This is a genomic window from Leucobacter sp. USHLN153, from assembly GCF_037145615.1.
Lineage (GTDB): Bacteria > Actinomycetota > Actinomycetes > Actinomycetales > Microbacteriaceae > Leucobacter.
Map to the genome: position 1 here is coordinate 71,869 of NZ_JBBCXE010000004.1, position 25,743 is coordinate 97,611.

The 25,743-nt window shown below is 66.7% G+C and carries 23 protein-coding genes and 1 tRNA gene; 17 read left to right on the forward strand and 7 right to left on the reverse strand.

Going from position 1 to position 25,743, the window contains the following annotated elements:
• Positions 1 to 33 precede the first annotated feature (33 nt).
• The 3 genes from WFH00_RS08270 (at position 34) to WFH00_RS08280 (ending at position 2,805) form a co-directional block, all read left to right on the forward strand.
• Positions 34 to 633, forward strand: coding sequence for a MarR family winged helix-turn-helix transcriptional regulator (locus WFH00_RS08270; protein WP_336660323.1), 600 nt, complete (start codon positions 34 to 36; stop codon positions 631 to 633).
• A 115-nt stretch (positions 634 to 748) separates the two neighbouring features.
• Complete coding sequence (gene alr / locus WFH00_RS08275; protein WP_336660325.1) at positions 749 to 1,876, forward strand: alanine racemase; 1,128 nt, start codon at positions 749 to 751, stop codon at positions 1,874 to 1,876.
• Between the two features lie 89 nt (positions 1,877 to 1,965).
• Positions 1,966 to 2,805, forward strand: coding sequence for an aldo/keto reductase (locus WFH00_RS08280; protein WP_336660326.1), 840 nt, complete (start codon positions 1,966 to 1,968; stop codon positions 2,803 to 2,805).
• Between the two features lie 121 nt (positions 2,806 to 2,926).
• On the opposite strand, the gene WFH00_RS08285 is transcribed toward WFH00_RS08280, so the two are convergent.
• Both WFH00_RS08285 and WFH00_RS08290 read right to left on the reverse strand, forming a co-directional pair.
• On the reverse strand, positions 2,927 to 3,430 hold the full coding sequence (locus tag WFH00_RS08285; RefSeq protein ID WP_336660327.1) for a CarD family transcriptional regulator: 504 nt from the start codon (positions 3,428 to 3,430) through the stop codon (positions 2,927 to 2,929).
• A gap of 235 nt (positions 3,431 to 3,665) precedes the next feature.
• The gene (locus WFH00_RS08290; protein ID WP_336660328.1) at positions 3,666 to 4,172 is read right to left on the reverse strand and encodes a metallophosphoesterase family protein; all 507 of its coding nucleotides are present in this window, start codon (positions 4,170 to 4,172) and stop codon (positions 3,666 to 3,668) included.
• 113 nt (positions 4,173 to 4,285) lie between these two features.
• Here WFH00_RS08290 and WFH00_RS08295 point away from each other — a divergent pair, with 113 nt between their 5' ends.
• Positions 4,286 to 6,085, forward strand: coding sequence for a glycoside hydrolase family 15 protein (locus WFH00_RS08295; RefSeq protein WP_336660329.1), 1,800 nt, complete (start codon positions 4,286 to 4,288; stop codon positions 6,083 to 6,085).
• Positions 6,086 to 6,188: 103 nt separating this feature from the next.
• The gene (locus tag WFH00_RS08300) at positions 6,189 to 7,085 is read left to right on the forward strand and encodes an SDR family oxidoreductase (protein WP_336660330.1); all 897 of its coding nucleotides are present in this window, start codon (positions 6,189 to 6,191) and stop codon (positions 7,083 to 7,085) included.
• 138 nt (positions 7,086 to 7,223) lie between these two features.
• On the opposite strand, the gene WFH00_RS08305 is transcribed toward WFH00_RS08300, so the two are convergent.
• A complete protein-coding gene (locus WFH00_RS08305; protein ID WP_336660331.1) occupies positions 7,224 to 7,583 on the reverse strand; it encodes a hypothetical protein in 360 nt (119 codons plus the stop codon).
• A 181-nt stretch (positions 7,584 to 7,764) separates the two neighbouring features.
• Here WFH00_RS08305 and WFH00_RS08310 point away from each other — a divergent pair, with 181 nt between their 5' ends.
• From WFH00_RS08310 to WFH00_RS08325, 4 genes are all read left to right on the forward strand, one after another.
• Positions 7,765 to 8,097 carry a hypothetical protein gene (locus WFH00_RS08310; RefSeq protein ID WP_336660332.1) on the forward strand — a complete coding sequence of 111 codons (333 nt, stop codon included), beginning with the start codon at positions 7,765 to 7,767 and terminating at the stop codon, positions 8,095 to 8,097.
• Between the two features lie 25 nt (positions 8,098 to 8,122).
• Positions 8,123 to 8,923, forward strand: coding sequence for a nitroreductase family protein (locus WFH00_RS08315; protein ID WP_336660333.1), 801 nt, complete (start codon positions 8,123 to 8,125; stop codon positions 8,921 to 8,923).
• A gap of 48 nt (positions 8,924 to 8,971) precedes the next feature.
• Complete coding sequence (locus WFH00_RS08320; protein ID WP_336660334.1) at positions 8,972 to 9,505, forward strand: DUF488 domain-containing protein; 534 nt, start codon at positions 8,972 to 8,974, stop codon at positions 9,503 to 9,505.
• A 423-nt stretch (positions 9,506 to 9,928) separates the two neighbouring features.
• Entirely contained in the window at positions 9,929 to 12,490 is a 2,562-nt protein-coding gene (locus WFH00_RS08325) for a helix-turn-helix transcriptional regulator (RefSeq protein WP_336660335.1), read from the forward strand.
• A gap of 566 nt (positions 12,491 to 13,056) precedes the next feature.
• Here the strand turns inward: WFH00_RS08325 and WFH00_RS08330 are convergent.
• Positions 13,057 to 13,203 (reverse strand): hypothetical protein, encoded by a 147-nt coding sequence (locus tag WFH00_RS08330; protein ID WP_336660336.1) that lies wholly within the window; start codon positions 13,201 to 13,203, stop codon positions 13,057 to 13,059.
• A 234-nt stretch (positions 13,204 to 13,437) separates the two neighbouring features.
• Here WFH00_RS08330 and WFH00_RS08335 point away from each other — a divergent pair, with 234 nt between their 5' ends.
• The 3 genes from WFH00_RS08335 (at position 13,438) to WFH00_RS08345 (ending at position 18,294) form a co-directional block, all read left to right on the forward strand.
• The gene (locus WFH00_RS08335) at positions 13,438 to 13,911 is read left to right on the forward strand and encodes a transporter substrate-binding domain-containing protein (RefSeq protein WP_336660338.1); all 474 of its coding nucleotides are present in this window, start codon (positions 13,438 to 13,440) and stop codon (positions 13,909 to 13,911) included.
• Complete coding sequence (locus WFH00_RS08340) at positions 13,908 to 14,906, forward strand: cation transporter (RefSeq protein WP_336660340.1); 999 nt, start codon at positions 13,908 to 13,910, stop codon at positions 14,904 to 14,906. Before WFH00_RS08335 ends, WFH00_RS08340 begins: the two co-directional genes overlap by 4 nt.
• A gap of 163 nt (positions 14,907 to 15,069) precedes the next feature.
• A complete protein-coding gene (locus tag WFH00_RS08345) occupies positions 15,070 to 18,294 on the forward strand; it encodes a DUF7507 domain-containing protein (protein WP_336660341.1) in 3,225 nt (1,074 codons plus the stop codon).
• A 3-nt stretch (positions 18,295 to 18,297) separates the two neighbouring features.
• Here the strand turns inward: WFH00_RS08345 and WFH00_RS08350 are convergent, their stop codons facing one another.
• Complete coding sequence (locus WFH00_RS08350; protein ID WP_442918829.1) at positions 18,298 to 18,834, reverse strand: adenine phosphoribosyltransferase; 537 nt, start codon at positions 18,832 to 18,834, stop codon at positions 18,298 to 18,300.
• Between the two features lie 102 nt (positions 18,835 to 18,936).
• On the opposite strand from WFH00_RS08350, the gene WFH00_RS08355 reads away from it, so the two are divergent.
• Positions 18,937 to 19,013, forward strand: a tRNA-Arg gene (locus tag WFH00_RS08355).
• A gap of 85 nt (positions 19,014 to 19,098) precedes the next feature.
• A complete protein-coding gene (locus WFH00_RS08360) occupies positions 19,099 to 20,832 on the forward strand; it encodes an AMP-binding protein (protein WP_336660344.1) in 1,734 nt (577 codons plus the stop codon).
• A 73-nt stretch (positions 20,833 to 20,905) separates the two neighbouring features.
• On the opposite strand, the gene WFH00_RS08365 is transcribed toward WFH00_RS08360, so the two are convergent.
• Positions 20,906 to 21,919: an o-succinylbenzoate synthase gene (locus WFH00_RS08365; protein ID WP_336660346.1), complete on the reverse strand. Its 1,014-nt coding sequence runs from the start codon at positions 21,917 to 21,919 to the stop codon at positions 20,906 to 20,908.
• A 129-nt stretch (positions 21,920 to 22,048) separates the two neighbouring features.
• Here WFH00_RS08365 and WFH00_RS08370 point away from each other — a divergent pair, with 129 nt between their 5' ends.
• The 3 genes from WFH00_RS08370 (at position 22,049) to WFH00_RS08380 (ending at position 25,352) form a co-directional block, all read left to right on the forward strand.
• Positions 22,049 to 22,963, forward strand: coding sequence for a 1,4-dihydroxy-2-naphthoyl-CoA synthase (locus WFH00_RS08370; protein ID WP_336660347.1), 915 nt, complete (start codon positions 22,049 to 22,051; stop codon positions 22,961 to 22,963).
• A 137-nt stretch (positions 22,964 to 23,100) separates the two neighbouring features.
• A complete protein-coding gene (locus WFH00_RS08375; protein WP_336660348.1) occupies positions 23,101 to 24,399 on the forward strand; it encodes an AMP-binding protein in 1,299 nt (432 codons plus the stop codon).
• Positions 24,396 to 25,352, forward strand: coding sequence for a 1,4-dihydroxy-2-naphthoate polyprenyltransferase (locus WFH00_RS08380; RefSeq protein WP_336660349.1), 957 nt, complete (start codon positions 24,396 to 24,398; stop codon positions 25,350 to 25,352). Before WFH00_RS08375 ends, WFH00_RS08380 begins: the two co-directional genes overlap by 4 nt.
• Here WFH00_RS08380 and WFH00_RS08385 read toward each other — a convergent pair.
• Positions 25,326 to 25,703 carry a DUF4229 domain-containing protein gene (locus tag WFH00_RS08385; protein WP_336660350.1) on the reverse strand — a complete coding sequence of 126 codons (378 nt, stop codon included), beginning with the start codon at positions 25,701 to 25,703 and terminating at the stop codon, positions 25,326 to 25,328. The two genes, WFH00_RS08380 and WFH00_RS08385, sit on opposite strands and share 27 nt — an antisense overlap.
• Positions 25,704 to 25,743: the final 40 nt, after the last annotated feature.

Consider the following 25,743-nt stretch of genomic DNA (forward strand, 5'->3'; position numbering starts at 1 on the left):
AGAAAGTGACCAACTTCAGGATAATATTCTCTTGTGAGGAAAAACAAGCGCGATGACGCAGTGCGCGAGACCAGCGCTGCAACGGCAGGGCTCTATCGTCTCGACCTCACCGACCCGGGATCAGAACTGGTCGATCGCTCCGGCGTCGACGCTCGGGGGCTCGCGGAGATCGCCAATCTCATGGACGCCCTGCGCCAGCTGCGCGAGGCGGAGGAGCGGCTGTCAGCGGCGTCACTCCAATACATGAAGCTCAGCAAAGTCGACATGCGCGCGCTCCACTTTCTTATCGTGGCCGAGAACTCCGACGAGTTGCCGACCCCGGGCGCGATCGCGAGCCACCTCGGCATCTCGAGCGCATCGACCACGAAGCTGCTCGACCGTCTCGAACGCGGAGGGCACATTTCTCGCGAGCGGCATCCGGAGGATCGCCGAGCGCTCGTCATCAAGATCACGCCCGAGACGCGGGAGGCCGCGAAACGCACGGTGGGGCAGCAGCAGGCGAAGCGCTTCAATGCCGCCGCCCGTCTGACCTCCGACGAGCGCGCCGTCGTCGAACGCTTTCTCCGGGACATGATGGAGGAGATCGACATCAGCGACGTCGACTGGGCGAACGAGGCCGAACCGGGCCGATAACCCGCCGCTCAGCGCACGACGCCTAGACTGGAGGGCGCGCTGCACCGGCAGCGACCCGTGTCCCGCGACCGTAGCAGTGGGGGAGCGGTTGTCTCAGGGGAGGGGAACGGATTACATGACGACCGAACCCGTCGCCGAAGTGGACCTCGACGCCATCGCGCGCAACATCCGCGTGCTCGGGGAGTTCGCCCCCGATGCCGAACTCATGGCCGTCGTCAAGGCGAACGGCTACGGCCACGGGGCTATAGAGTCGGCGCGCGCGGCGATCGAGGCCGGAGCAACATCGCTGGGCGTCGCGACCATCGCCGAGGCACTGGAGCTTCGCGCCGCCGGCATCACCGCTCCCATTCTCAGCTGGCTGTCGACGAGCCAGTACGAGGCCGCACTGCGCGCCGATGTGCGGCTCGGTGTGAACTCGCCGCGCCAACTCGCAGCGGTTGCCGCGGCGGCGCGTGAGACGGGAATTACGGCCGAGATCGACGTCAAAGTCGACACGGGTCTGAGTCGCAACGGTGTGTCCGACGCGGATCTCCCGGAGGTGCTTCGAGAGCTGGCCGCGCTGATCGCCGAGGGAGCCGTGCGCCTCGTGAGCCTCTTCAGCCACCTCTCGCACGCGGACGAGCCCGAGCACCCGCAGAACACGCTGCAGCGCGATCGCCTGCTTGCGGCTCGCGCGGAGTTCGAGCGGCACGGGATCACGGTGCCGCAAATGCACCTCGGCAACTCGGGAGCGGCGCTCGCCCGGCCCGATCTGCACCTCGACGTGCTGCGCCCGGGCCTCGCGATGTACGGGTACTCGCCCTTCGAGCGCGCGTCGGAGCTGCTGACGCCTGCGATGACGCTGAAGGCGCCGCTGACACTGATCAAGCGGGTGCACGCGGGTGACGGGGTCTCTTACGGACACACGTGGATCGCGCCGCGCGACACCTATCTCGGCCTCGTGCCGCTCGGATACGCCGATGGGGTGCCCCGCATTATGTCGGGGAAGTTCGACGCCGCGGTCGGCGCAGGCCGTTTCCCGAACGTCGGTCGCGTGTGCATGGACCAGTTCGTGATCGACTTCGGCCCGGACCTCCCGTCGGACGTCGCCGAAGGTGACGAGGTGGTGCTCTTCGGGCCGACGCTCGGATGGCGTCCCGACGCCCGCGAGTGGGCAGCCGCAGCGGGAACCATCCCGTGGGAGATCCTGACGAGCATCGGCGCGCGGGTGCCGCGTTCGTACGTCCGCTCGGGCGCCGAATAGCGCGCGGGCGCCGCTGCTCGTGTGCTAAACAGGGGGTCAACTGCGCGCGTCGAACGGTGCGCCAGGGTGAGGCGAAGGAGATTCCGCACATGGCAGATCACGCAGGGTTCACGGCGCACAACGGCTTCTCTCTCCCGCCGATCGGCTTCGGAACGTACCGGCTCAACGGCGATGCCGGTGCAGATGCGGTGAGCGCAGCAATCGAGGCTGGCTATCGGCTCATCGATACCGCCTTCAACTACGAGAACGAGGGCGCTGTCGGACGCGGCGTCCGGCTTGCTTCCGCGACCGGGGCGCCCGTGATCGTCACCTCGAAGCTGCCGGGCCGGCACCACGAAGCGCCCGCGAATCGGCACAGTATCGAGGAGAGCCGGGCGAGGCTCGGAGTCGACGCGATCGGTCTGCACCTGATCCACTGGCCGAACCCCGTCCGCGACCACTACGTCGAAGCTTGGCAGGGTCTTGTCGATGCGCAAGAGCGGGGCGCCGTGCAGCAGATCGGCGTCTCGAACTTCTTGCCGGAGCACCTCGAACGTATTGAGGCGGCGACCGGCGTGCGACCTGTCGTGAATCAGCTCGAGGTGCACCCGTACTTCCCGCAGGAGGACGCGGTTGCGCTGCACCGGGAGCTCGGAATCATCACCGAGGCTTGGAGCCCGATCGGTCGCGCGGGCGAGATTTTTGACGAGCCGGTGATTCGGGAGATCGCAGTGGCTCACGACGCGACGCCCGCGCAGGTCGTGCTGGCATGGCACGTCGCTCGCGGCGTCGTAGCGATTCCCCGCTCGCAGAGCGCGCAGCGCCAACGGGAGAATCTTGCCGCCGCCGACATCGTGCTCGACGACGCGGAGGTCGCCGCGATCACCGGACTCGGGCGCGCCGAGGGCAGACTGTTTGCGGCCGACCCCGCAACTCGCGAGGAGCTGTAACGGATCGTGGTTCGCGGCGCTTCGCGTGATCCGCTCACGAAAGCGATGATTCACACCTGAACGAACTGAGGGGCCGCCCGCTGATGCGGAACGGCCCCTCAGCCATGAGCTGGGTGCAGTCTCAGACGGCGATCTTCTCCCCGGCGAGGATCCGCTCGACCTCCTGCTGCGCGTCCTCCTCGGAGATCCCGCGCGCCAGCGCGAACTCCGTCACGAGGATTCCGCTTGCGCGCTGGAACATCGCCTTCTCGCCGGTCGAGAGCTTCGCGCCCTGGCTGCGGCGCCACAGATCGCGCACCACTTCGCCGACGCGGTGCACGCTGCCCGAGGCGAGCTTCTCGCCGTTCGCCTTGAAGCGCCGCGACCAGTTGCCGGGCTCCTCAGTGAACTCCTCCTGGAGGATGTCGATGAGCTCCGCGATGCCATCCTGGTCGATGAGCTCGCGCACGCCGATCTCGCTGAGCTGGTCAGCCGGGATCTGGATGGACAGTTCGTTGAGCAGCGGCTGCAGCGTGAGCCATGTGCGCTCCACGCCACCAATCTTCTTCACCTCGATCGCAGTGATCTTCACCGCACCGTGGTGCGGGTAGACGAGGGTGTGTCCCACGACGTGAGACTGCTGCATAGTGATCTCCTCAGAAGCTGTCGTGTGCGGACGCGCGGGCAGTGTGCCCCGGTCTCGGCGGGTGCGTTCGCGTCTCAGGCCACTGCTGCGAGCGGCCCCCGGGCTCGGCGAACTTGCACTGCCTACTTATTTTACCCGCTCACAGCAAATTTGCCCAATCCGTGATGCAAAAATGCGTCGAGAATCACCTCGGAAGGGGTAAAATCGCCCCTCGGCGCGCCAGGTGAGATGCTCCCTATGCCGCCCGATCTACCACTACGGTCTCGACGTCGAGCGATCCGCCGTCGACCGAGACGAGCATCATGGTGCACTCGGGCTGCCGGCGCCGATCAGTCGGTGATCCGGGGTTGAGCAGTCGCATGCCGCCCGGCGTTACCGAGTCCCACGGAATGTGGGAGTGACCGAAGACGAGCACATCGACCCCCGGGTATCCGGCATCGGCTCTGCGCTCCCGTCCCGCGGCGGCGCCAGTCTCGTGCACCACCGCGAACTCCAACTGCTCCACGCGAAATCGAGCCACCTCGGGAAGTCGTGCGCGCAGATCGCGCCCGTCGTTGTTCCCCCAGACGCCCTCGATAGCGCGCGCCCGATCCTGCAACAGATCGAGCGTCGTGACATCGACCCAGTCGCCGGCGTGCACCACCAGGTCGACCGCTTCGGCGGCCGCCAGCACGGCACTCGGCAGCCGCTTCGCCCGCTTGGGCAGGTGTGTGTCGGCGATGAGCAGCAGTTGCGTTGGCATGTCTCACTCATATCGTGGCCCGGTGGTGGGCGCAAGGCACTGACGGCTCGAGACGGTCGGCGCAACGATGGTGGGCATGGCAGGCAGGATCGCGTCGACCGGAGCTCGTGCCGGTGTCTCGCAGCGTTGAGTCGTACGCCCCGATCGGCGACGGCCGTACGGTTGCGCTTGTCGGAGTGGATGGGCGCATCGACTGGCTTCCCGTACCGAATCTTACGAACGACCCCGTCTTCGCGCGGCTCCTCGACGAAAAGACGGGCGGCTGCTTCGAGCTCACGCCAGATCTGCCCGCGAGCGAAATCACGGTGCATCGCCGGTATGTGCCGGATACGAATGTGCTCGAGACGACGTTCGAGACTTCGAGGGGAACGATCCGCGTCACCGATGCGCTCGTCTCGGGCGTTGCTGGTCGATTGCCCTGGGCGGAACTCGCGAGACGGGTCGAGGGAGTCGACGGCGAGGTGCGTGTGCGGTGGCGGGTGCACCCGGGCACCTCACTGCGAACGGCCGCGCCGTGGATCGACGAGACACCGCACGGTTACGTGGTGCGAAGTGGCGCCACCGCCTTCACGATCGTGGGCCTCGATCACGGTGCGGCCGATCCCGACCCTGACGGTGAGACCGGCCCCGAGCTCGTCGGCTCGTTCGTGACGTCGGGCGGATCGCGCCACGTGATCGCGCTCGCCGCCACACACGAGGAGCCGCTGCACTTTCCGGATCCGCACAACGTCGATTCCGGCATCGATCGCACGATCGACAACTGGCGGCACTGGTCGGAAGTCTTCTCCTACGAGGGTCCGTACGCAGAGCGGATGCAGCGGAATGCGCTCGCATTGAAACTGCTCATCTACAGCCCCTCCGGCGCCATCGCCGCGGCCGCGACGACCTCGCTCCCGGAGAATCGAAGCGGTGGCAAGAACTGGGACTATCGCTTCGCATGGGTCCGAGACCTCGCGTACACCGCGCACGCACTCGTGCGCTTCGGGCTGCGAGAGGAAACGCAGGCCGCGCTGTCCTGGATGCTGCAGACGATCCGGAAGCACGGCCCGGAACTGCACGTGATGTACACGCTCGACGGTGAACTCGTGCCGGCGCCGACGCGCCACCACGTCCCGGGCTGGCGAGGAATCGGCCCTGTTGTCATAGGGAACCCGGCGCATGAGCAGCTGCAGCTCGGGGTCTACGGTGACCTGATCGCGATCTGCCGCACCTACGTCGACGCGGGCAACGTGCTCGATATCGGCACTGCGCGCATGCTCGCCGGGGTCGCCGACCGCACCTGCGACCTCTGGCGCAATCCAGACTCGGGCATGTGGGAGTTGCCCGACGAGCGGCACTACATCTCCTCGAAAATGGGGTGCTGGAAGGCGCTCGAAGACGCGTGTGCGCTCGCAGACTCCGGCGCGATCCCGGGGAGTGCGGTTCGGTGGCGTGCGGAGCAGCGACGCATTCGGGAGTGGATCGACAAGCACGGGTGGTCGGAGGAGCGCGGCTCGTATCTCTTCTACGCGGGCGGGGAGGAACTCGACACCTCTGTGCTGCTGCACGCACCGAGCGGCTTCGACCGCGGCGAGCGCATGTCGTCGACCATCGATGCGCTCGGTGACGAGCTCGGGGCGGGGCCGCTGCTCTATCGATACAGCGGCATGCCGGGCGAGGAGCACACTTTCGTCGCGAGCGCGTTCTGGCGCGTCGAGGCGCTCGCGTGCGTCGGGCGCCACGAGGAGGCGCTCGAGCTCCTGGACGAACTCGTCGAGCGGTCGAATGACGTCGGGATCTTTTCGGAAATGATCGACGCCGACGACGGCTCGGCCTGGGGCAACACCCCGCAGGCGCTGAGTCATCTCGCGTTTCTCGGCGCGGTGATGACGATCCGCGACGTCGTACCGCCGGAGCTGCTGCGCGAACGCTGAGTTGCGCGACTGCTGGCCGATCCGCCGCCCCGCCCGTCGCTCGGAGCACGCCGCACCTCCTCATCAAGGACCAGGACCAGGAACAGGAACGAAAGGACACACCATGTCACGAGACCAGTACACGTTCGTCAACCCTGCCGAGCTCTACGCCGACATCGAACCCCAGCGTCAGCACATGCCTGAACCGGGACTTGATGCGAAGCTCACGCCGAAGGCCGACCTCGGTGAAGAGAGCTATCGGGGAACCGGTCGGCTGCAGGGGCGCAAGGCACTCGTGACCGGCGGCGACTCCGGCATCGGCGCAGCGACCGTCATCGCGTTCGCGCGAGAGGGAGCAGACGTCGCCATCTCGTACCTCCCGGAGGAGGAGACGGACGCGCAGCGCATCGCGGGCATCGCACAGGATGCCGGGGTCAGGGTGGTCACGCTTCCGGGAGACCTGCGCGACGCGGGCTACTGCCGCGAACTCGTGCAGCGCGCGGTTACGGAGCTCGGCGGGCTCGACATTCTCGTCAACAATGGGGGCAAGCAGGTCTTCCAGGAGTCCCTCGCCGACCTCAGTGACGAGCAGTTCGACGACACCTTCAAAACGAATGTATACGCGATGTTCTGGATCACGAAGGCCGCGCTCCCGCACTTGACGCCGGGGTCGACGATCATCAACACGACGTCGATCCAGGCCTACTCGCCCTCCGAAACGCTCGTCGACTATGCCTCGACCAAGGCCACGATCAACGCATTCACGAAGGGGCTGGCCCAGCAATTGGCGCCGAAGGGCATTCGGGTGAACTCGGTCGCGCCCGGGCCGATCTGGACGCCGCTCCAGCCGAGCGACGGGCAGCCGCAGGAAAAGCTGGATCAGTTCGGGGAGGAGACCCCGCTCGGGCGGATGGGGCAGCCGGCTGAACTCGCCCCTGCTTACGTGTTCCTCGCGTCGCCCGAGTCGAGCTACGTCGCGGGGGAGACGCTGAACGTGAACGGTGGCATGCCGACGCCGTAGGGCTGCGGTCTCGACCCATGCTCGAGAGGTTGCGACGGGCGGCGCGGTGCTCCGCGCTCAGCCCGCCGTTTCCCGCGCGGTGACCGGGGCGCGGACGGAGGGCGCCCCGCTGATCGTCGTCTCGATCAGCTCGCGGCGTTAGCTCCGGCTGTCTCCGCCCAGCTCAAGATCCCAGTCGAGCGGCGTGGCGAAGTCGTCGCCGAGGCTGCCGCCACTCACGGGGTGCGCATAGCCCGCGTGAGTCCGCAGCTCCTGGGCCTGCTCGGAGAAATCGGGTTCCTCGTTGCCGTCCCAGGCCGCGGGAACCGAGAGGACGTCGTTGCCAATGCCGATGACGAGTTCGGCCGTGCCGACGTTCTGGTGATCGCCGGTCACGATCGGGATTTTCACCGCCTCTGCTCGCCCGGTCCGCGCGATCGCAGCGGTGAGTGCCACCAGCGCTTCCGCGACGTCATCGGTGGTCGTGACGGTTTCGCCTGCGTACGTGATGCTTCTCATGGCAACACTGTGGCAGCGCAAGAAGACTCGCGGCAGGTGGTTGTGCTTCGGCACGCGACTGGGTAGGAACGGCGGACGCCCCGGCGCAAGGGCTGTTGCCGCGCCGCGAGTTTCTCCATAGTAGAAGGCAGAACAGGCGCGCGCCGTATCCTCGCGGTGCCGAGCGCGGAGGAGGGGGAGCGTGGTGCACGAGCTGCCCTGGGCCGCGCTGGCCGCAGCGTTCTACGCCGCGAACCTGCTGATTGGCTCGCTCAGTCTGCGCGGGCGGCGCGTGCCGCGCGTGTGGCACGGTCGTGTCTTCATCTGCGCGGTGCTCGCGACCGCGCTCGCCGCGGCGCTGTCGTTTCCCGAACACCCGTGGCGCGGCTCGGCCCTCGCCCTCGCACTGGTGCCGCTCGCCCTGCTGCCCTGGTTCGGGCGCCCGGTGCGGCGCGATCCTCGGCTGCATATCGGTTTGAGTGTTTCGGCGGCTCCGTTCTATGCAGTGGCGCTGGCGTTGATGGTCGGTGCCTGACCGGTTAAATTCGAAAGGACCTCGTATGGAGTTTCAAGACGTGCTGTTTGGCAGGCGCACCACGAATGGCCCCTTCCTGCCCAATGCCGTGTCGGAGGAGCACCAGCGGTTGCTCATTGCCGCGGCCGCGTCCGCTCCGTCGCAGTTCAACAGTCAGCCGTGGCGATTCGTCGTGATCGAGGATCGCGAGCGCATCAACGCGATCGCGAGTATCAGCGGCGCGTCCATGACCCAGGTGATCGGCGAGGGCTCGTTCTTCGATCGGTACAAGCGGCACTTCCGATTCAGCCCGGAGGAAATGGCGGAGCACCGGTCGGGAATGTACTTCGACAAGCTGCCGTCGGCGCTGCGGCCCTTCACGCGGGCGGTCTTCACCGCTTCCGGGCTCGCAATGATGCGCATGCTCCGGGTGCCGCAGACGCTCGGCAAGGAGAACCGCAAGTTGGTCGCGGGATCCCCGCTCGTGTTCGGGGTGATGCTCGATCGGCGGGAACGCGAGGCGCACCCGCTCGCCGACTTCTACTGCCAGTTCAGCTTGGGCGCCGCGATGGAGAACATCTGGCTGACGACGGTCGAGCTCGGCATGGGAATGCAGTTCATTTCTTTCCCGATGGAGGCGCCTGGCCAGTGGGATCGGCTCGTCGACATGCTCGAGGTGCCCGACGATCTCGAGCTCATGGCTCTCTACCGCCTCGGGTACGTGCCCAAGGAGCAGCGCCGGCCGAAGATCGACTGGTCGAGCCGCGAGCGCCGCCCGCCGTCTCAGTTCGTGTTCCGGGAGACGTGCAGCACGCCGCAGGAGGGGTGGGACGATGCGCAGGTGTGAGGCGGCGGACGCTGCTGTGACTGATCGTTCCGAAATGGAGCGAGTCGCATGAGCGGGGTGCTGACCATCGGGCACTCGACGCACTCGATCGAAGAGTTCATCGCGCTGCTGAAAGGCGCGGGTGCGACCGGTGTCATCGACATTCGGAAGCTTCCGGGATCGCGAAAGTTTCCGCACTTCGACGCTGATCCGCTCGCGGCGTCGCTCGAGTCCGCCGGCCTGCAGTACGCCCGCGAGGAGCGACTCGCGGGCTTGCGAGGTTCCTCACCCGACGTGCCTCGAGAAACGAACGGAAACTGGCGAAACCAGAGTTTCCACCGCTATGCCGACTACGCGCTCAGTGCGGAGTTCCGCGCGGGGCTGGATCGCGTGATCGCCGAGGCCGAGGGGTCCGCGACGCCGGCGCTGATGTGCGCGGAGGCGGTCTGGTGGCGATGTCATCGGCGCCTCGTCGCGGATCATCTGATCGCGCGCGAGATCGAGGTTGCGCACGTCATGCCAAACGGGCGGATCAGCCCGGCAAGTCTGACCCCCGGTGGTGTGATCGGCGATGACGGCGTAGTGCGCTACCCCGAGCAGTGACACCCGAGAACGCCAGTCGTGTGGCTTGACGTGCCGCAAAATTTCTGACATCGGAGCTTGTTCTGCGCCGCGAATGCTGAGTCCAGCGAGACCGGTACGCAACGCTGCGTAGATGCGGGCGCACTCCCGGTGTGCCAAGCGCTGCATCGCAGCATCATCGACGCCGAGTGCGCCAGGCCGAACTTACGCTGCAGTTTGGTCGAAGGGAGGGCACGGAAAAATGACGCACAACGTTGGTGCAATTCAGGGACGAATCCGTTCCCACGTTCAGCTCCGTACTCATCGAAGCGCGAGTGAGTTTTCGTCGGGCGACAAGTTCGCAACGGCCCCTGCCGCAGCGGCAAGCTTGCGTGTTACTGTGAGCGAAGGACGGTGCGGTCGATGAGGAGGGGGGCACCTTCCGTGAAGGGTCGAGATCGGAGCTTGACGAAGGCGCAGAGCCTCGTCGAGGCTGGTCTGAGTGTCGACGTGGTGGGAAGCCGCGGAAGCGGCCGATCCGCCTTCATGCAGGCGCTGGCTACGCGCCTGGAGGATCTCGATTGGACGATCTTCTCGGTGCGCGGCGTTGCGTCACTGAAGCAGAACCCGTTCGCCGCGATCGCGCTTGCCGGGATTGCCGAGCTCACGCCCGCGCGCCGCTTCGACGGCGTGATCGAAGACGTCGGGCGCCAGCTCACTGAAATCGTCGAGAAGTCGCAGTGCGTGTTCTTCCTCGACGACTGGGACGACCTCGATGAGGCCTCCTGGGGCGTGATCGAGTATGTGCGACGTACCACGGGCGTGCCCATTGTCCTGTCGCGACTGCAGGGGCTTCGCGCCCGGCACACTCCGAGCGGGCTGCCAGCGTCGACACTCGAACCCACCTACGTGATCGACATGCTTCCGCTGCGCTTCGAGGAGCTGGACGCGGCCATCTGCGAGTACATCGGCGGCGTGATCGACTCCGGCACCTCGCGGCGTATTTATGCGAAGAGCGGCGGCAATATCGGGTTAGCGCTCGCGCTCATTGACGTCACGGTTCGCGAGGGGCGGCTGGCGCAGGTCGACGGACAAATGTGGACAGCCACGGGTGAGCTGTGGAGTTCGGCGCTTCGAGGAATCATGGAGATGCACCTCGAGAGCTTGGAGTCGGACGCGCGGGACGCACTCGAGACCATTGCCATGCTGGGGCTCGCAGATGTGGAAACCGTGAAGACTCTCGTCGAGTGGAACACGCTTGAGGTCTTGGAAGAGCGATCGATGATCGCCTTCGTGCAGGGCGCTTCACGAAGCTATGTCTCCGTCGTGCCTCCCCTGTTCACGAGTTACTTCCGACATGATCCGCTGTCAGCTCGTCGTATTCGGCTCGGGGAGAACATCGTCGCCATTCTCGGCTCAGCGGCATCGAGCTTTGAATTCGACCAGAGCTGGGCCGGCATCGACCTGGCCGGAGAAACCCAAGATGCGCTTTTCGCAGGCATGCTGCGAGAAAACCTGCGGACACAGCATGTCGTGGCGGGCTACGAGTGGGAAAAGAACCCCACCGTCTACACTGCGAATGCCTACGTCGAGGTGCTGATGCAGATGGGCCCCAGCACGACGGCACCGATCATCGAGAGGGTATTCGAGAAAACGAATTCACAAAGCGGAGACATCCCCGCCCGCGCCGAATATTTCTTGCGTCATGCGGAATGGCTCGCGTACAACGGCGAGCGCGTTGACGACGCGTTGGCGCTCCTCTCGGAACATGCCCCCGAGCTCGCAAGCTATGGAAGAATGCTCGACGCCCGTCGCATTACGATTCTCGCTGATTTGCGCGCTGTCCCCGAGGGGTATGCCGTAGTGCTCGAGGTCACTGATGATCTCCCGTCTGCCGTGCAGATTGCACTTCTCGAGGCACAGCTTCGAGTGATGGTGATCTCTGGCCGACTGAGGGACGGGAATCGGGTCTACGACGAGCTCAGGCGCCTCGACCCGCAGGGAAAGAATGCCTACGCTCGGGCCCTGCAGGGCGTGAGCATGCTCGCGCAGGGAGACTACGAACTCGGCTTTCGCGACCTGGTTAACGGGCTCGAGGAGGCGCGAGGGAATCTCGATGTTTTTGCGTTCCGTGTGTTCGCTGCAGCCAATGCGTACGCACATCTCTACTCCGGCGACACCCAGGCCCTTGGGGAGTTGGTCGATGTCGTGCTTTCAACCGGAGAGCTCTCTCCGCTTCCGATCGGCACACGTGAGATCACCCTCGTCTCGGCCTCACTTCTTGCTGCGGCGCGGGGGCAGGTTTCGCTCACCAGAAAGTATTCCGAAATGCTTCGAGAAGCCGGAGCCCTCGAACTTGCCCTCCCTGGACAGAGTGCCAGCTGGGCTGACACGCAGGTCGAGGTGCTGGACGGAGACTTTGAAGCGGCCGCGAATCGACTCTGGGCGGCAGCGATTGCGCTGAGAGAACGCGGAGCGATCTTCGCTGCCCAACTCAATATGTTGGCGTCGATCGAGATCCAGATGGACGATGAGCGGCTGGTGGAGACGTTGCGCCTCATTGAGACCTTCCCCGACACCGCGGTGCACGGCGAGCAGGCACGCTATTGGGCAGCGAGCGCGAGGGGTGATGCGGAGGCGGTCTTCGCTTCGGCCTGTGAGATCGAGAAGTACGGGCGCCTCGGGCTCGCGCTCGCCGCGTACGCACGAGCCGCGAAGCTCGCCGGTGACGACCGCAACGCGGAGCTGCTTGAGCAGGCGCAGCAGCGCGAACACCGCCTCCGCATGAATAACGGTTCGCGGTCGCTGAACAAGACACGATTCGTCGGGCTCGGCGGCACGCTCTCGAAGCGCGAAAAAGAAGTGGCGCGCCTCGCGGTCGCTGGCCTGAGCAATCAGGAGATCGCGGGACGGCTGATCGTGAGTGTGCGTACAGTCGATAGCCATATGTATCGCATCATGCGGAAGCTCGGCGTCTCGAGCCGCGACGCACTGCACGACAAGTTCGACGACGCGCAGGCGATCTGACGCAAGCGATGCGCGAAGAGGCCCGTGGCTGTTCGAAAGAGCACCCGCGGGCCTCTTCACGTAAGCGGGGCCTACGCGGGCTCAATGAGGCGGAGTACGGACGCGGTGCGCCGTGCAAGAGGCTCGTTGGAGCTACGACCGGAGTGACGGTGAGACGCGCTCGCAGCGCGAGTCAGTTCGCCGTTGCACGTAAGGAGCCGCTCCGTGCTGCCGCGGAACGACGGCACGAGATCCTGACCGCGAAACCCAGCCGAAACAACAGTGGCCCGGCCGCATCTCGTGAAAAAAGGGGGGTGGGGAGCACGAGATACGCCGGGACACTGGGGCCACAGAAAAGTTTCTGTGTGTAGCAAGAACCTGAACCATCGAACCAGCGCCGCCTTGCTACAGTTCACAATCCTGCGCCACCTCATGACGCGGAGCCGCTGCGGGCGAGCGTTTCCGCATGCGGCGCTCTCTCCTTGAGTGATTCAGCCAGCACGCGCAGTAGCGCACCCAGTCCTCAGACCTCTTTCACTCACCATGCTGCGCAACCGACCGGGTTTTCCGCGCGGGACGCAACGAGGCTAGTCAGTTGTCGTGTCGGATTCCGGGTCGCTGGCGGGTTCGCCGGACGCTGCGTCCTGGTCCGACTTGCGCTCCTCCGCGGCTTCCTGGCGCTTCTGCTTTACTGCGTCTTTGGTCTGATCCGCAGCGTCATCGAGCATGCTCATTGGGTCTCTCCTTCGTGAATTGTTCGTGTCTCTAGGCAGCCTGTCGCGGCTCACCTCGCTGCGCGAGGGGCTTGCGGTCGCGACCCCGTTTGCTCCCTCGATGCAGAGCGCGCTGGTGGAGATGGCTGAAGAGTAAGTCACGCCCACGTAGCACTGCGCCGACAGAAAAGCCAGGCCCGGGCATCGTTTGGCGTGCGAGTTGAGCGGTACCGCGTTCCTTCGTATCGTCTGGATATGGGGAGAATTCGCGTGGTCGTCGTGATTACCGTGTTGGCGCTGCTCACGGGATGTTCTTCGACGTTTCCGGTTGATCCAGATGGCACGCTCGAGCGGGTCTCAGGAGGCACCATGCGAGTCGGAGTTTCGCAGCACACGCCGTGGGTGGAGACCTCCGACACCGGTGACCCTGAGGGCATCGAGCCGAAACTGATCCGAGGGTTCGCGAAAGATCTGGACTCGGATATCGAGTGGACGGAAAGCGGCGAAGAGCAGCTCATGGAGGCCCTTGAACGGGGCGACCTCGACGTCGTCATCGGCGGCTTCACCGACCAGACGCCCTGGGAGGAGTTCGGCGCGGTCACTCGCCCGTACACCGAAGAGAAGCGCGATGGAAAAGTGCGGAAGCACGTCATGGTCGTACGAATGGGGGAGAACGCGTTTCTGGTCGAACTCGAGCGGTTCTTGATGGAACAGGGTGGCACGCAGTGACGGCGAGGTTCGGGCACACGGAACTGCCCGCGAAACAAGCGGCGGCTTTGCGCCGGGCGATCCGCCTCGAATGGTTCAGTCTGCTCTTCCTCGTTGTGACGATCGCGCTCGTGTACATCGTGATGGGGAACTCCCAGGCGATGAAGGCGGCCTGGATCGAGGACATGCTCTCGCTCGCTCCGCCGATCGCGTTTCTCATCGCGGTAAAGGTGGTCAACAAGCGACCGACCGAAAAGTATCCTTACGGCTTTCACCGTGCGGTGGGTGTCGCGCACCTGGTGGCGGGTGTCGCACTGTTCGCGATGGGTGTGTTTCTGATCGTCGACTCGGTGAGCGGGCTCGTCAGTGCTGAGCACCCGCCGATCGGCTCAGTCGTGCTCTTCGGGCACCAAGTATGGCTTGGCTGGCTCATGATCCTCGTGATGGCCCTGACCATCCCGCTGCCGATCTACTTCGGCCGCGTGAAGATGCGTCTCGCGAAGGATCTGCACGACAAGGTGCTCTATGCGGACGCCGACATGAATAAGGCGGACTGGACCACGGCCGCGGGTTCGATCGTCGGAGTCGTGGGAATCGGTTTCGGGCTGTGGTGGGCTGACGCCGCTGCCGCACTCTTCATCGCGGCGGGCATCGTTTGGGACGGCTTCAAGAACATGCGCGCCGCGATCACCGACCTCATGGATACGCGCGCCACCACGTTCGATGACGGCAAGCCGCACCCGGTTGCGTGCAAGGTCGACGACTACTTGCGTGCGCTCCCGTGGGCGAGCGAAGTCGGGTCGCGCGTGAGGGATCAGGGTCACGTCTTCCACGTCGAGTCGTTCATCGTCCCTGCCTCCGGGGCGGTGCCCTCCCTGGATGAGCTCGTCGCGGCGCGAGACGGTTGCGTTGAACTCGACTGGAAGATCCAGGACATCGTGCTGGTGCCGATTGACCAATTGCCGGACGAGGTGGGGGGATCCGCCCGCGATCACCAGTCAGAGGGCAACCGGTAGTCCTGAGCCTCGGTTCCGACGGGATCCCGGTCGGCATGCGATCTTCAAGACCGCTTGCTCTTGCGGCATACCCATTCCGACGATCTTGTGCTTACTATCGAATGGATTTGCAGGAGTTTTCCAGCACATGCGCAAGGCCGCGCATGAAGCAAGGGGGTCGCAAATGCGTACGAGACGGTTCGGCATCGCGAGTGGTGTAGCCCGGTCGGAGAAACACCCCGCTCGTCGCCGACGTCTCGGCTTCCTCTCTCAACTGAGCGCGATAGCGATCGCGCTCGCCGTCGTCGCCGCAGGTGGCGGATCGCTGGCCGCGCCGACGCTTGCGACCGCGGTGCCCGGCACCCCCGGCGACCCGCAACCGGGCACCGAGGTGTTCATGGAGGACTTCGAGGCGGGCGCTTCGGACTCACCCGTGCTCGTTTCGAACTATGTCGGGGCGACCGGCCAGAGGTACGCCGCTGACCCTCAGTGGCTCACCAACTGCAATGGCCTGGTGGGGCGGTTCAGTATGGGTCCCGGCGCTGGATGGACAAACTGCCCGCGTCACTTGGGCAGCGGTCAGCAGGACATCGCGATCAGCCGGGTCCGGCAGCTCGCGTACGCGCTCGGCCAGCACGCGGGAGCGGCAAGTCCGAACGGCAATTACGCGGTGTCGTCGTACTCTGACGGCGGCGATCCGGGTCCGGATCGCAAGCAGATCGAGACGGTGACGAATATTCCGCTGGCCACCGCATCGGGTCGCTTCTTGACGTTCACGGTGGACACGGCGGCCATGAACTGCTTCCGCTCAGGCCCGCTCTTCCAGTTCTGGATCCTCGATGACGGCGGCGCCGCGGAACCCGTGGGTGACGTGATCGACACCTGCGCGACAGGGAGCACCTTGACGGTCCCCGCCGTAGGAACGGTGGCCGCCATCGCGGTGAACGTCGGAACCTACACGCCGGACGAAGCGTTCCTCTTCGGCGGCGGGTCGGTGGGGATCCGCCTCACGAACGGCAACGGTTCAGGTTTGGGAAACGACGCATCATTCGACAATCTCGGGATCATCGACGTCACACCGCAACTCGATAAGACCTTCAGCCCGTCGCTCGTGACAACGGGCGAACCCGCTGACCTGACCTTCACGATCACGAATACTTCGGAGCTTGCGGCGAAGGCAGAATGGTCGTTCGCAGACGATCTCCCGGATGGCCTCACAATTGCGGGGTCAGCAACTGCCGAGACGACCTGCTCGGAGGGCGTGGTGACCGCGCCCGATGGGGGGAGCCGCATCGAGGTGTCTGGAAATCTCGACGCCGGAGAGGCCTCCTGCTCCGTGACAGTGCAGGTCACCTCCGACACCGCGGGCGCCTACACGAACGGTCCGAACGACGTGAGCGTGGTGGGGCTGAATGAACCGGGCACCGCAACGGTGACGTTCGAGAGCCCGGCGCTCGATCTCGTGAAGCGAGCGGGAGACCCCGTCGATGTCAACGGGAACGGAATTACGGACGCGGGGGATACGATCCAGTACTCCTTCGATGTGGAAAACGCGGGTGACGTTACGGTGACCGGTCTCGCGATCGACGACCCCAAGGCGGGTGCGGTGACGTGCGAGGTGACGGAACTCGCTGCGGGTGAGGGCACGTCGTGCGAGGCGGATCAGCCGTACGTCATCACGGCAGACGACGTGGTGGCGGGAGCCGTCGAGAATACGGCGACCGCGACCGGCGTCGTTCCGAGCGGCGCCGAAATCGTGTCGAATCCTTCATTGACGTCGAATCCCGCGGAAGCGCCGAGCCCCGGCCTTTCGATCGTGAAGTCCGCAGACGGACCGGTCGACGACGTGATCGCGGCGGGACAGGAGTACACCTACCACTTCGTCGTGACCAATACCGGAAATGTCGCGCTCGCTGATGTATCCGTCGTTGAAGGGGAGTTCTCCGGAACAGGCGAGCTCTCCGAGATCACCTGCGATGAGACCGTGCTTGCGCCGGAAGACCAGGCTCTGTGCTCTGCAACGTACACGCTGACCCAGGCGGACGTCGAAGCGGGCCAGGTGAACAACTCGGCGACGGCGATCGGTACACCGCCAGGTGCCGACGAACCCATCACCTCCGACCCCTCGTCCTACGTGATTCCGGTGACGCCGGCCCCGGGAATCGTCCTCGAGAAAACGGCTGACACCGCGTCGGTCTCTGCGGCCGGACAGCTGGTGAATTACGAGTTCCAAGTGACCAACTCGGGGAACGTGACACTCACCGACATCGGGGTCGACGAGGTTGCGTTCTCCGGCTCCGCTGAACCCTCGGAAGTCGACTGCCCTGACACGACTCTCTACCCGGGGCAGTACACGACCTGCTCGGCTTCCTACGCGCTCACGCAAGCAGACATCGACGCAGGGGGAATGCTGGTCAACACAGCGACGGCGACGGGCATTCCGTCGATTCCAGAGACACCGATTGTGTCAGACCCGTCGACGGTGGAGATCCCTGTTGTCCAGACCCCGGCCATTTCGATCGTGAAGGACGTGAACTCGGACTCCGTCGAAGTCGGGCAGGTCGTCGACTATGCATTCCGCATCACGAACAGCGGGAACGTGACGCTCGCTGACTTTGTGATCGACGAGACGGAGTTCTCGGGCGCCGGGGAACTGTCCGGGATCGAGTGCCCGGCACTCGAGCCGCTCGCGCCGGGTGATGACGTCACCTGTTCCGCGACCTACACGGTGATGCAGGAGGATATCGACGCGGGTGGAGTGACCAACACGGCGACCGTGACCGGCACGACGCTCGGCGGCGACCCGACGGCACCGTCCGATCCCTCGACTGCGGTGCTCGTGACTGAGCCTGCTCCCGGGCTGTCGTTTGTGAAGACCGCCGACGTCTCAACGATCTCCGAGGCGGGGCAGATCGTGACGTACTCCTTCGAGGTTACGAACACCGGCAACGTGTCCGTCACGGAGCCCAGAGTGAACGAGCTCGAGTTCACGGGTCAAGGCGAGCTGTCCGAGGTCGATTGCCCGGCAGAACCTTCGAGGTTGTTGCCCGGCGAGAGCATCACGTGCGCCGCGAGCTACACCGTTGTGGCCGCGGATCTCGTGTCGGGTGCGCCGAAGGTGAGCAACACGGCGACCGCAACGGTGACGGTCCCTGCCGTTCCCCACGAGCCGTTGACCTCGGAGCCCTCGACAGTGGTCCTCACACCGAACCCGGCGACACCCGTCGTTCCTGGCCCGGTGACACCCGTGCCCGGCGTCCCCGGCGTATCGCCGCCCCCCATGTCGCCCGCGAACCTCTCCATCACGGGCGGGCGGGCGCTCGGAGCCAGCCTGGGGACGGCGGCGGTTCTGGTGCTCGCGGGCGGCGTGCTTCTCGCGCTTCGGCGGCGGATCGGCAGGGACGCGTAGCGGCTAGCTGCGGAAGACCGTGTGCAGCGAGGGATCGGCGACCGCTTCGCGGCCGCCCAGGCCGTCGATCTCGAACAGCACCGAGGTGCCCGCTGCGACGTAGCCCAGCTGCTCGATGAGCTGGTGGGCTGCGGCCAGCGTGCCACCGGTTGCCAGTACATCGTCGATGAGCAGCACGCGCGTGCCGGGGGCGAAGTCATCGTGCGCTTCGACCTCCGCGGTGCCGTACTCAAGCGAGTAGCCGACGCTCGCGGCCGGTCGGGGCAGCTTTCCAGCCTTGCGGATCGGCATCAGGCCGGTTTCGCTGGCGTACGACGCGGCGCTCGCGAGGAGAAAGCCGCGCGCTTCGAGCCCAGCAACGACATCGAACGTGCCATGGAACGGCTCGATGAGGGCGTCGACGGTCGTGGGGAACGCGCGAGGATCCGCAAGGAGCGGGGTGATGTCGCGGAAGAGGATGCCCGGCGACGGGTAATTCGGGATCTCGCGGATCAGGGACTCGGCGCGTGCGAGCTCAGGGGTCTGTGACACGGCATCCAGGGTACCGCGAGCGAACGACACGCGCGGCGCGTATGGCGCGGTGGCCCGATTTTCGTTTCTCTCGGCGCTCGTGTAGAGTCTTTCGAGTTGGGTCACCAACATGCGCCCCTAGCTCAGCTGGATAGAGCATCTGACTACGGATCAGAAGGTCGGGGGTTCGAATCCCTCGGGGCGCACCACTGCAAAACCCTCGTCGCGAATGCGGCGGGGGTTTTCTCGTCCTCGCGTTCAATGAATGTCGGCGGTGGGCCCCAGAATAGAGGCATGACCGAGATCGACCCGTCCGCCGTTTTCTTCTCCGCTCGAGACGAGCTGCTGGCCCGCGCCGGTGAGCCCCAGCGGCAGCGCGAAGATTTCTCGTGGCCCGACGTCGGGCCGACCTTCAACTGGGCGCATGATGTGTTCGACGTCATCGCCGCGGGTAATCACACCCCGGCGCTCTGGATCGCGGAGGAAGACGGCAGCGAACTGAAGCGCACCTTCGCGCAGCTCAAGCAGCGGTCCGATCAGGTCGCGAATTGGATGACGAGCATTGGAGCGAAGCGCGGCGACGTGGCGATGCTCATGCTCGGCAACCGCGTCGAGCTGTGGGAGATCATGCTCGCCGCGATGAAGATCGGCGTGGTTCTGCTCCCCACGTCGGTCGTGCTCGGCTCGCAGGAGCTGGTCGATCGCGTCGAGCGCGGCACCGTGCGCTGGGTGTTCGCGGCGGCCGAGGACGCGGTGAAGTTCCGTGAGGTGCCGGGGGACTACCGCGGCATCGGCGTGGGATTCGACGCCGCGACCGATGATCAGCGAGCAAGCCTGTTCGACTGGGAGCGGTACGAGGAGTCTTCCGCGGCGTCGCTCGCCCCGATCGCGAAGTCGACGACGAGCGGTGATCCGGCGCTCCTCTACTTCACCTCGGGCACGACGAGCCTGCCGAAGATCGTCGTGCACTCCCACACGAGCTACCCGCTCGGACACCTGACGACCCTGTCGTGGCTCGGAGTGCGGCCGGGTGACACGCATCTCGTGATCAGCGCGCCCGGCTGGGCCAAGCACGCCTGGTCGAGCTTCTTCGGCCCCTGGCACGTGGGGGCCACGATCTTCGTCGCGAACTACGCGCGCTTCGATGCTGAGTTCCTGGTGTCTGAGCTCGATCGCGTGGGCGTCAGTACGTTCTGCGCGCCGCCCACGGTGTGGCGCATGCTCATCCAGAGCAAGCTCGAGCAGAAGCCCCGGGGCCTGCGAGAGATCGTGTCGGCGGGTGAGCCGCTCAACCCCGAGGTCATTGCGCGCATCCGTGAGTGGTGGGGCCTCGAGATCCGCGACGGCTACGGCCAGACGGAGACGACCGCGCTCATCGGCAACCTGCCCGGTGACCCGATCGTCCCGGGCGCGATGGGCCAGCCGCTGCCCGGCGTCGACGCGGTGCTCATCGATCCCCTGACGGGGGCCGAAGCGGAGGAGGGCGAGATCTGCCTGCGGCTCGAGCCGAACCGCCCGGTGAACCTCATGCCCGGCTACTACGGCGATCCCGAGGCGACGGCGCGGGCGACTCGCGGCGGGCTCTTTCACACGGGCGACGTCGCACAGCGCGACGACCGCGGAGTGCTCACGTTCGTCGGGCGCACTGACGACATCTTCAAGTCGAGCGATTATAAGGTCTCGCCGTTCGAGGTCGAAAGCGCGCTCATCGAGCACGCGTTCGTTACCGAAGCGGCCGTGGTGGGAGCGCCGGACGACACCCGGTTGAACGTGACCAAGGCGTACGTCGCTCTCGCCGCAGGCGTGGAAGCCAACGAGACGGCCGCACGAGAGATCCTGGCTCACGCCCGAGTCGCGCTCCCTCCCTACATGCGCGTGCGGCGCGTCGAGTTCTTCGAACTCCCGAAGACGACCTCGGGCAAGATCCGCCGCGTCGAGCTTCGGCAGCGCGAGGAGGCGGCGCACGCCGCCGGGGAACGGATCGCGAGCGAGTGGCGCGAGGAGGACTTTCCCGGTCTGAAGGGCTGAGCGGCCCTGCGGTCTCTCGGACGGCGCCGCACCATGCTGTCGTTCGGCCGCCGCACGGGGTGAAGGCGGCGGATCAGAGCCGCGCGTACGTGCGCTCGACGCGCTGCCGCCACCACGCCTCGCGATCCGGAGCCGCGCGAAAGCGCTCGAGCAAGCTCACGTCGAGAGCGGGGCGCTCGACCGGGATCGAGCCGCCCTCGGGCAGAAGCGGCGACTCGGTGACATCACCGTTCAGCAGCGCAACGGTGCCGAGCCCGCACGCTCCGGCGAGCGCCCCCTCGGGGAGCGCGGCAGCCAGGTGCAGACCCATCGCGATGCCCGCGGACGTATCGAGCGCGCTCGACACGACGACCGGCAGCCCCGCCTCGCGCACGATCGACAACGCGCGACGCACTCCGCCGAGCGGTTGCGCCTTGATGATGAGCAGGTCCGCGGCACCGGCGCGAGCGACCGCGAGCGGATCCTCCGCCTTCCTCACGCTCTCATCCGCCGCGACGCGCACGGGGGCACCCACCGCCCGCAGTCGACGCCGCGCCTCTGCGAGCTCGCCGACACGCGCGCACGGTTGCTCGGCGTAGTCGAGATCGAACTCGGCGAGCCGCGTCAGCGCCGTGACCGCCTCGTCGACCGTCCACCCGCCGTTGGCGTCGACGCGCACGGACCCATCCGGCCCGAGCGCCTCTCGCACAGCGCTTACGCGACCGACGTCGTCAGCGAGCGACTGTCCGCGCTCGGCGACCTTCACCTTGGCCGTCGTGCACCCGGGAAACCGGGCGAGGATCGCGGGGACATCGGCCGCGGGGACTGCCGGTACCGTCGCGTTCACCGAGATGCGGTCACGGAGCAGCTCGGGCTGCGGCGCCCACCCGAAGTCGAGCGCCGCCGCGAGCCACGGTGCAGCCTCGGCGTCGTCGTACTCGACGAACGGGGAGAACTCGCTGGCGCCCTGCGGCGCATCGAACACCATCGCCTCGCGCACCGTAATCCCGCGGAAGCGCGTGCGGGTCGGGATCGCGACGACGTGGGCGGCCTCCAGCACCGCATCGAGCGGGGGGAGCACTGAGTCGGGTGGCGCCGGGTCGGTCATGCTTTGATCCTCCCACTTGATCCTGGCTGCGGATCTTGCCGACTCTCCGCGTGGGCGAGCCTGTACCGGGTCCACCTCAGCGCGACCGACCCTCGCCGCGCCGCCCGTGAAGCCGCCTAGTGTAGAAGCATGACGCAGCACGTATCGGAGATCTTCGACGCCGCCGAGTGGGCGACCGCGCCCGGCGCCGAGCACTACACCGACATCACCTCGCACCTGAGCCTCGACGGCCGCATCGCGCGCATCGCGTTCGACCGCCCGGAGGTACGCAACGCCTTCCGCCCCCGCACCGTCGACGAGCTTGCAGACGCCCTCGAGCGCGCGCGAGTGAACCCCAAGGTCGGCGTGGTGCTGCTCACCGGCAACGGCCCCTCACCCCGCGACGGCGGGTGGGCGTTCTGCTCGGGCGGCGACCAGCGCATCCGCGGGCGCGACGGCTACAAGTACTCCGATGACGAGACCGCGGTGGGCCCCGAGGCGTCTGCGCGCGCCGGCCGGCTGCACATCCTCGAGGTGCAGCGGCTGATCCGCTTCATGCCGAAGGTCGTCATTGCGCTGGTTCCCGGCTGGGCCGCGGGTGGGGGGCACTCCCTGAACGTCGTCTGCGACCTCACGATCGCGAGCCGCGAGCACGCCCGCTTCAAGCAGACGGACGCGGATGTCGGATCCTTCGATGCGGGCTACGGCAGCGCCTACTTCGCGAAGCAGGTCGGGCAGAAGTTCGCTCGCGAGATCTTTTTCCTTGCGGAGGAGTACTCGGCCGACCGCGCGCGCGAGATCGGCGCCGTGAACGCGGTCGTGCCGCACGCTGAGCTCGAACGCACGGGCATCGAATGGGCGCGCACGATCCTCGGGAAGTCGCCAACTGCCATTCGCATGCTGAAGTACGCGATGAACGCGGTCGACGACGGGATCGTCGGGCAGCAGCTCTTCGCGGGCGAGACCACCCGCCTCGCGTACGGCACCGACGAGGCGGTCGAGGGGCGCGACTCGTTCCTCGAGAAGCGCGACCCCGACTGGAGTCCGTACCCCTACTACTACTGAGCGCGCAGCGGCTCGCCCGTGCGGGGTAAGAAAGCGCGGGTGTCGTCCCTCGACATCCGCGGCAAGTTACCCCGATCCCACGTTCACGGCCCGCGGGCAGGCGCACGCACCCAGCGGCAGCGGAGTACCCTGGTCGGGTGACTGCGCACCACGGACTCCGCGCCATCCCCACCGAGGACCGCGCCTGGCTCATGGCCGGGCTCGCCGACGCACTGCAGGGCGGGGCGCCGGTGGTTCCGGTCGCCCCCGGCTCCGACGCCGACGCGATCGCGGCGCTGCAGCAGCAGGAGCTTCCCGGTGGCACGGCGGTGGTGGTGCGGACCTCGGGATCGAGCGGCACGCCGAAGTCCGTCGCGCTCTCGGCCGCGGCACTCCGGGCCAGCGCCGAGGCGACCGCGGAGCGCTTCGGCGGGCACGGCCAGTGGTTGATCACCCTCCCGCCGCACCTGATTTCCGGCCTCCAGATGCTCGTGCGCAGCGAACTCGCGGGCACGCAGCCGGTGTTCTTCGACGGGCACTTCGACGCTGCCACATTTTTCGAGCGCGCGGAGCTGCTTGAGGCCCCGCGGCGCTACGTCTCGCTCGTGCCGGTGCAGCTCGCGCGGCTACTCGATGTGGCCGAGCAGGATCGCGAGGCGGCCGAGTTGCTCCGGCGTTTCGACGCCGTGCTCGTGGGCGGCCAGGCCGTGAGCCTCCAGCTCCGCAGCCGCGCTCACGCGCTCGGCGTGAGCCTGAAGCGCAGTTACGGCATGACGGAGACGTCGGGCGGGTGCGTCTACGACGGCGTGGAGATCGGCGATACGCGCGTGCGGATCCGCGGTGGCGAGGTGCAGATCGCTGGCTCGTCGCTCGCGCTCGGCTACGTGAACGACCCAGAGCTCACCGCCCGCAACTTCATCACCGAGGTGGGGCGCGACGGTGTGCCGACGCGCTGGTACCGCACCGGAGACGCGGGCGAGTTGCTTGGCGGCATGCTCACGGTCACCGGTCGACTCGACCGCGTCATCATCTCCGGCGGCATCAACGTGTCGCTCGACGAGGTGGAGCGGGTCGTGCGCGAGCAGGCGGGCTGGGAGAGCGCGGTCGCGCTGAGCACGCCGCACCCGGAGTGGGGGGAGCGGGTGGCGCTCGTGCGCGAGACGGCGCAGACGGGGGCGGGTGGATCAGCGCTCGCCGATCCGCCACAACCCGTTGGGCTGGCTCATGCCGCCCACCCTGACGTTGCCGCTGAACCCACAGAACCATCCGGGTTCGAAGGGGTCCGCGAGGCGCTTCGCGCCGCACTCGGGCCCGCCGCCGTTCCCGAGTGGGTCACCGAGATCGACGCGCTGCCGCGCCTGGCGGGCGGGAAGCCCGACCACCGCGCGATCCGCGAATGGCTCGATCGATTGCGGGCGAGTTTTACCGAGGTACGACGGCGAGAGGAACAATCGTGAGCAGGGCGAGAGACGCGCGAAAGTCGGGGAATCCGGCGGTTCGTTCCGCGGCGCAGCGAGCGGCCGCGGCCGGCGCGCCACCGCGCATCACCTGGCGGAACTGGGTCGGCGGGGCGCGCCTGCGCACGCTGCCGCTCGCCGTCGCCCCCGTCGCGGCGGGATCGGGCATCGCCCACATGGTGCGCGATTTCTCATGGCCCCTCGCGCTGCTCGCGCTCGCCGTCTCGGTGTTCCTGCAGATCGGCGTGAACTACGCGAACGACTACTCCGACGGCATCCGCGGCACGGACGAGTACCGCGTCGGCCCCGCGCGCCTCACCGGCTCAGGGCTCGTCAATCCAAAGCGCGTGCTCACGCTGGCGCTCATTTTCTTCGCGCTCGCCGCGGTCGCGGGCCTTGCCGCCGTCATCATCAGCGGACGCTGGTGGTTCCTCGCGCTCGGCGCGGTCGCGATCGTCGCAGCCTGGTTCTACACGGGTGGCAAGCGTCCGTATGGGTACGCGGGCCTCGGCGAGGTCGTCGTGTTCATCTTCTTCGGGCTCGTCGCGACCGTCGGGACGGTATGGCTGCAGACGGACATCGATGTGCAGGAGCCCTGGATCGCGGGAACCGGGGTCGGTCTCTTCGCCGTCGCGGTGCTCGTCGTGAACAACCTGCGAGACATCCCGACCGATCGGCTCGCAGGCAAGCGGACCCTCGCGGTGCGCATGGGGGATCGCGCCTCGCGGATCCTCTACGTCGTCTGCGTCATCCTGCCGTTCATTATCCCGGCGTTCTACGCGCTCGCGGTGCCCGGCATGGTTCTCGTGTGGTTCGTGCTGCTGCTCGTGATCCCCGCGATCATCATCACGCTCACGGCGAAGACTCCGCGGGAGCTCATCATCGTGCTGCAGCTCACGAGCTTCGCGGCGCTCGCGTACGGCGTGCTACTCGGGATCGCCTTCGCGTTTTGAGCGGTCGGCGGCTGCATCCGCTGCGTCAGGTGCGTCGACTGCACCGGTCGCGCTGGTCTCCGGAGCTTGCGGTGCGGCCGGGCCCGCGTGGGGCTCGCTCGCATCGACCGCCTCATCCTCGACGATGTCATCCGCGGTGCGCTCGCGGTTGCGCCAGTCGTAAATGCTCTGCGATGCGGCGGAGCGCGAACGCGCGAGGAAGATGACCGAGAGTGCGACCCCGATGAGCGCAGCGAACACGGCCGCGAGCCACGGCTGCAGGCCGAGCAGGTACAGGATCGCGAACGGCACCGCGAAGAAGAGCAGACGGAGCACGATGTACACGATCCAGGCGGTGCGGGGGTTCTTCACCCGGTCGAGTGTAGCGGCGACGCCCGTGGCAACGCTGGGC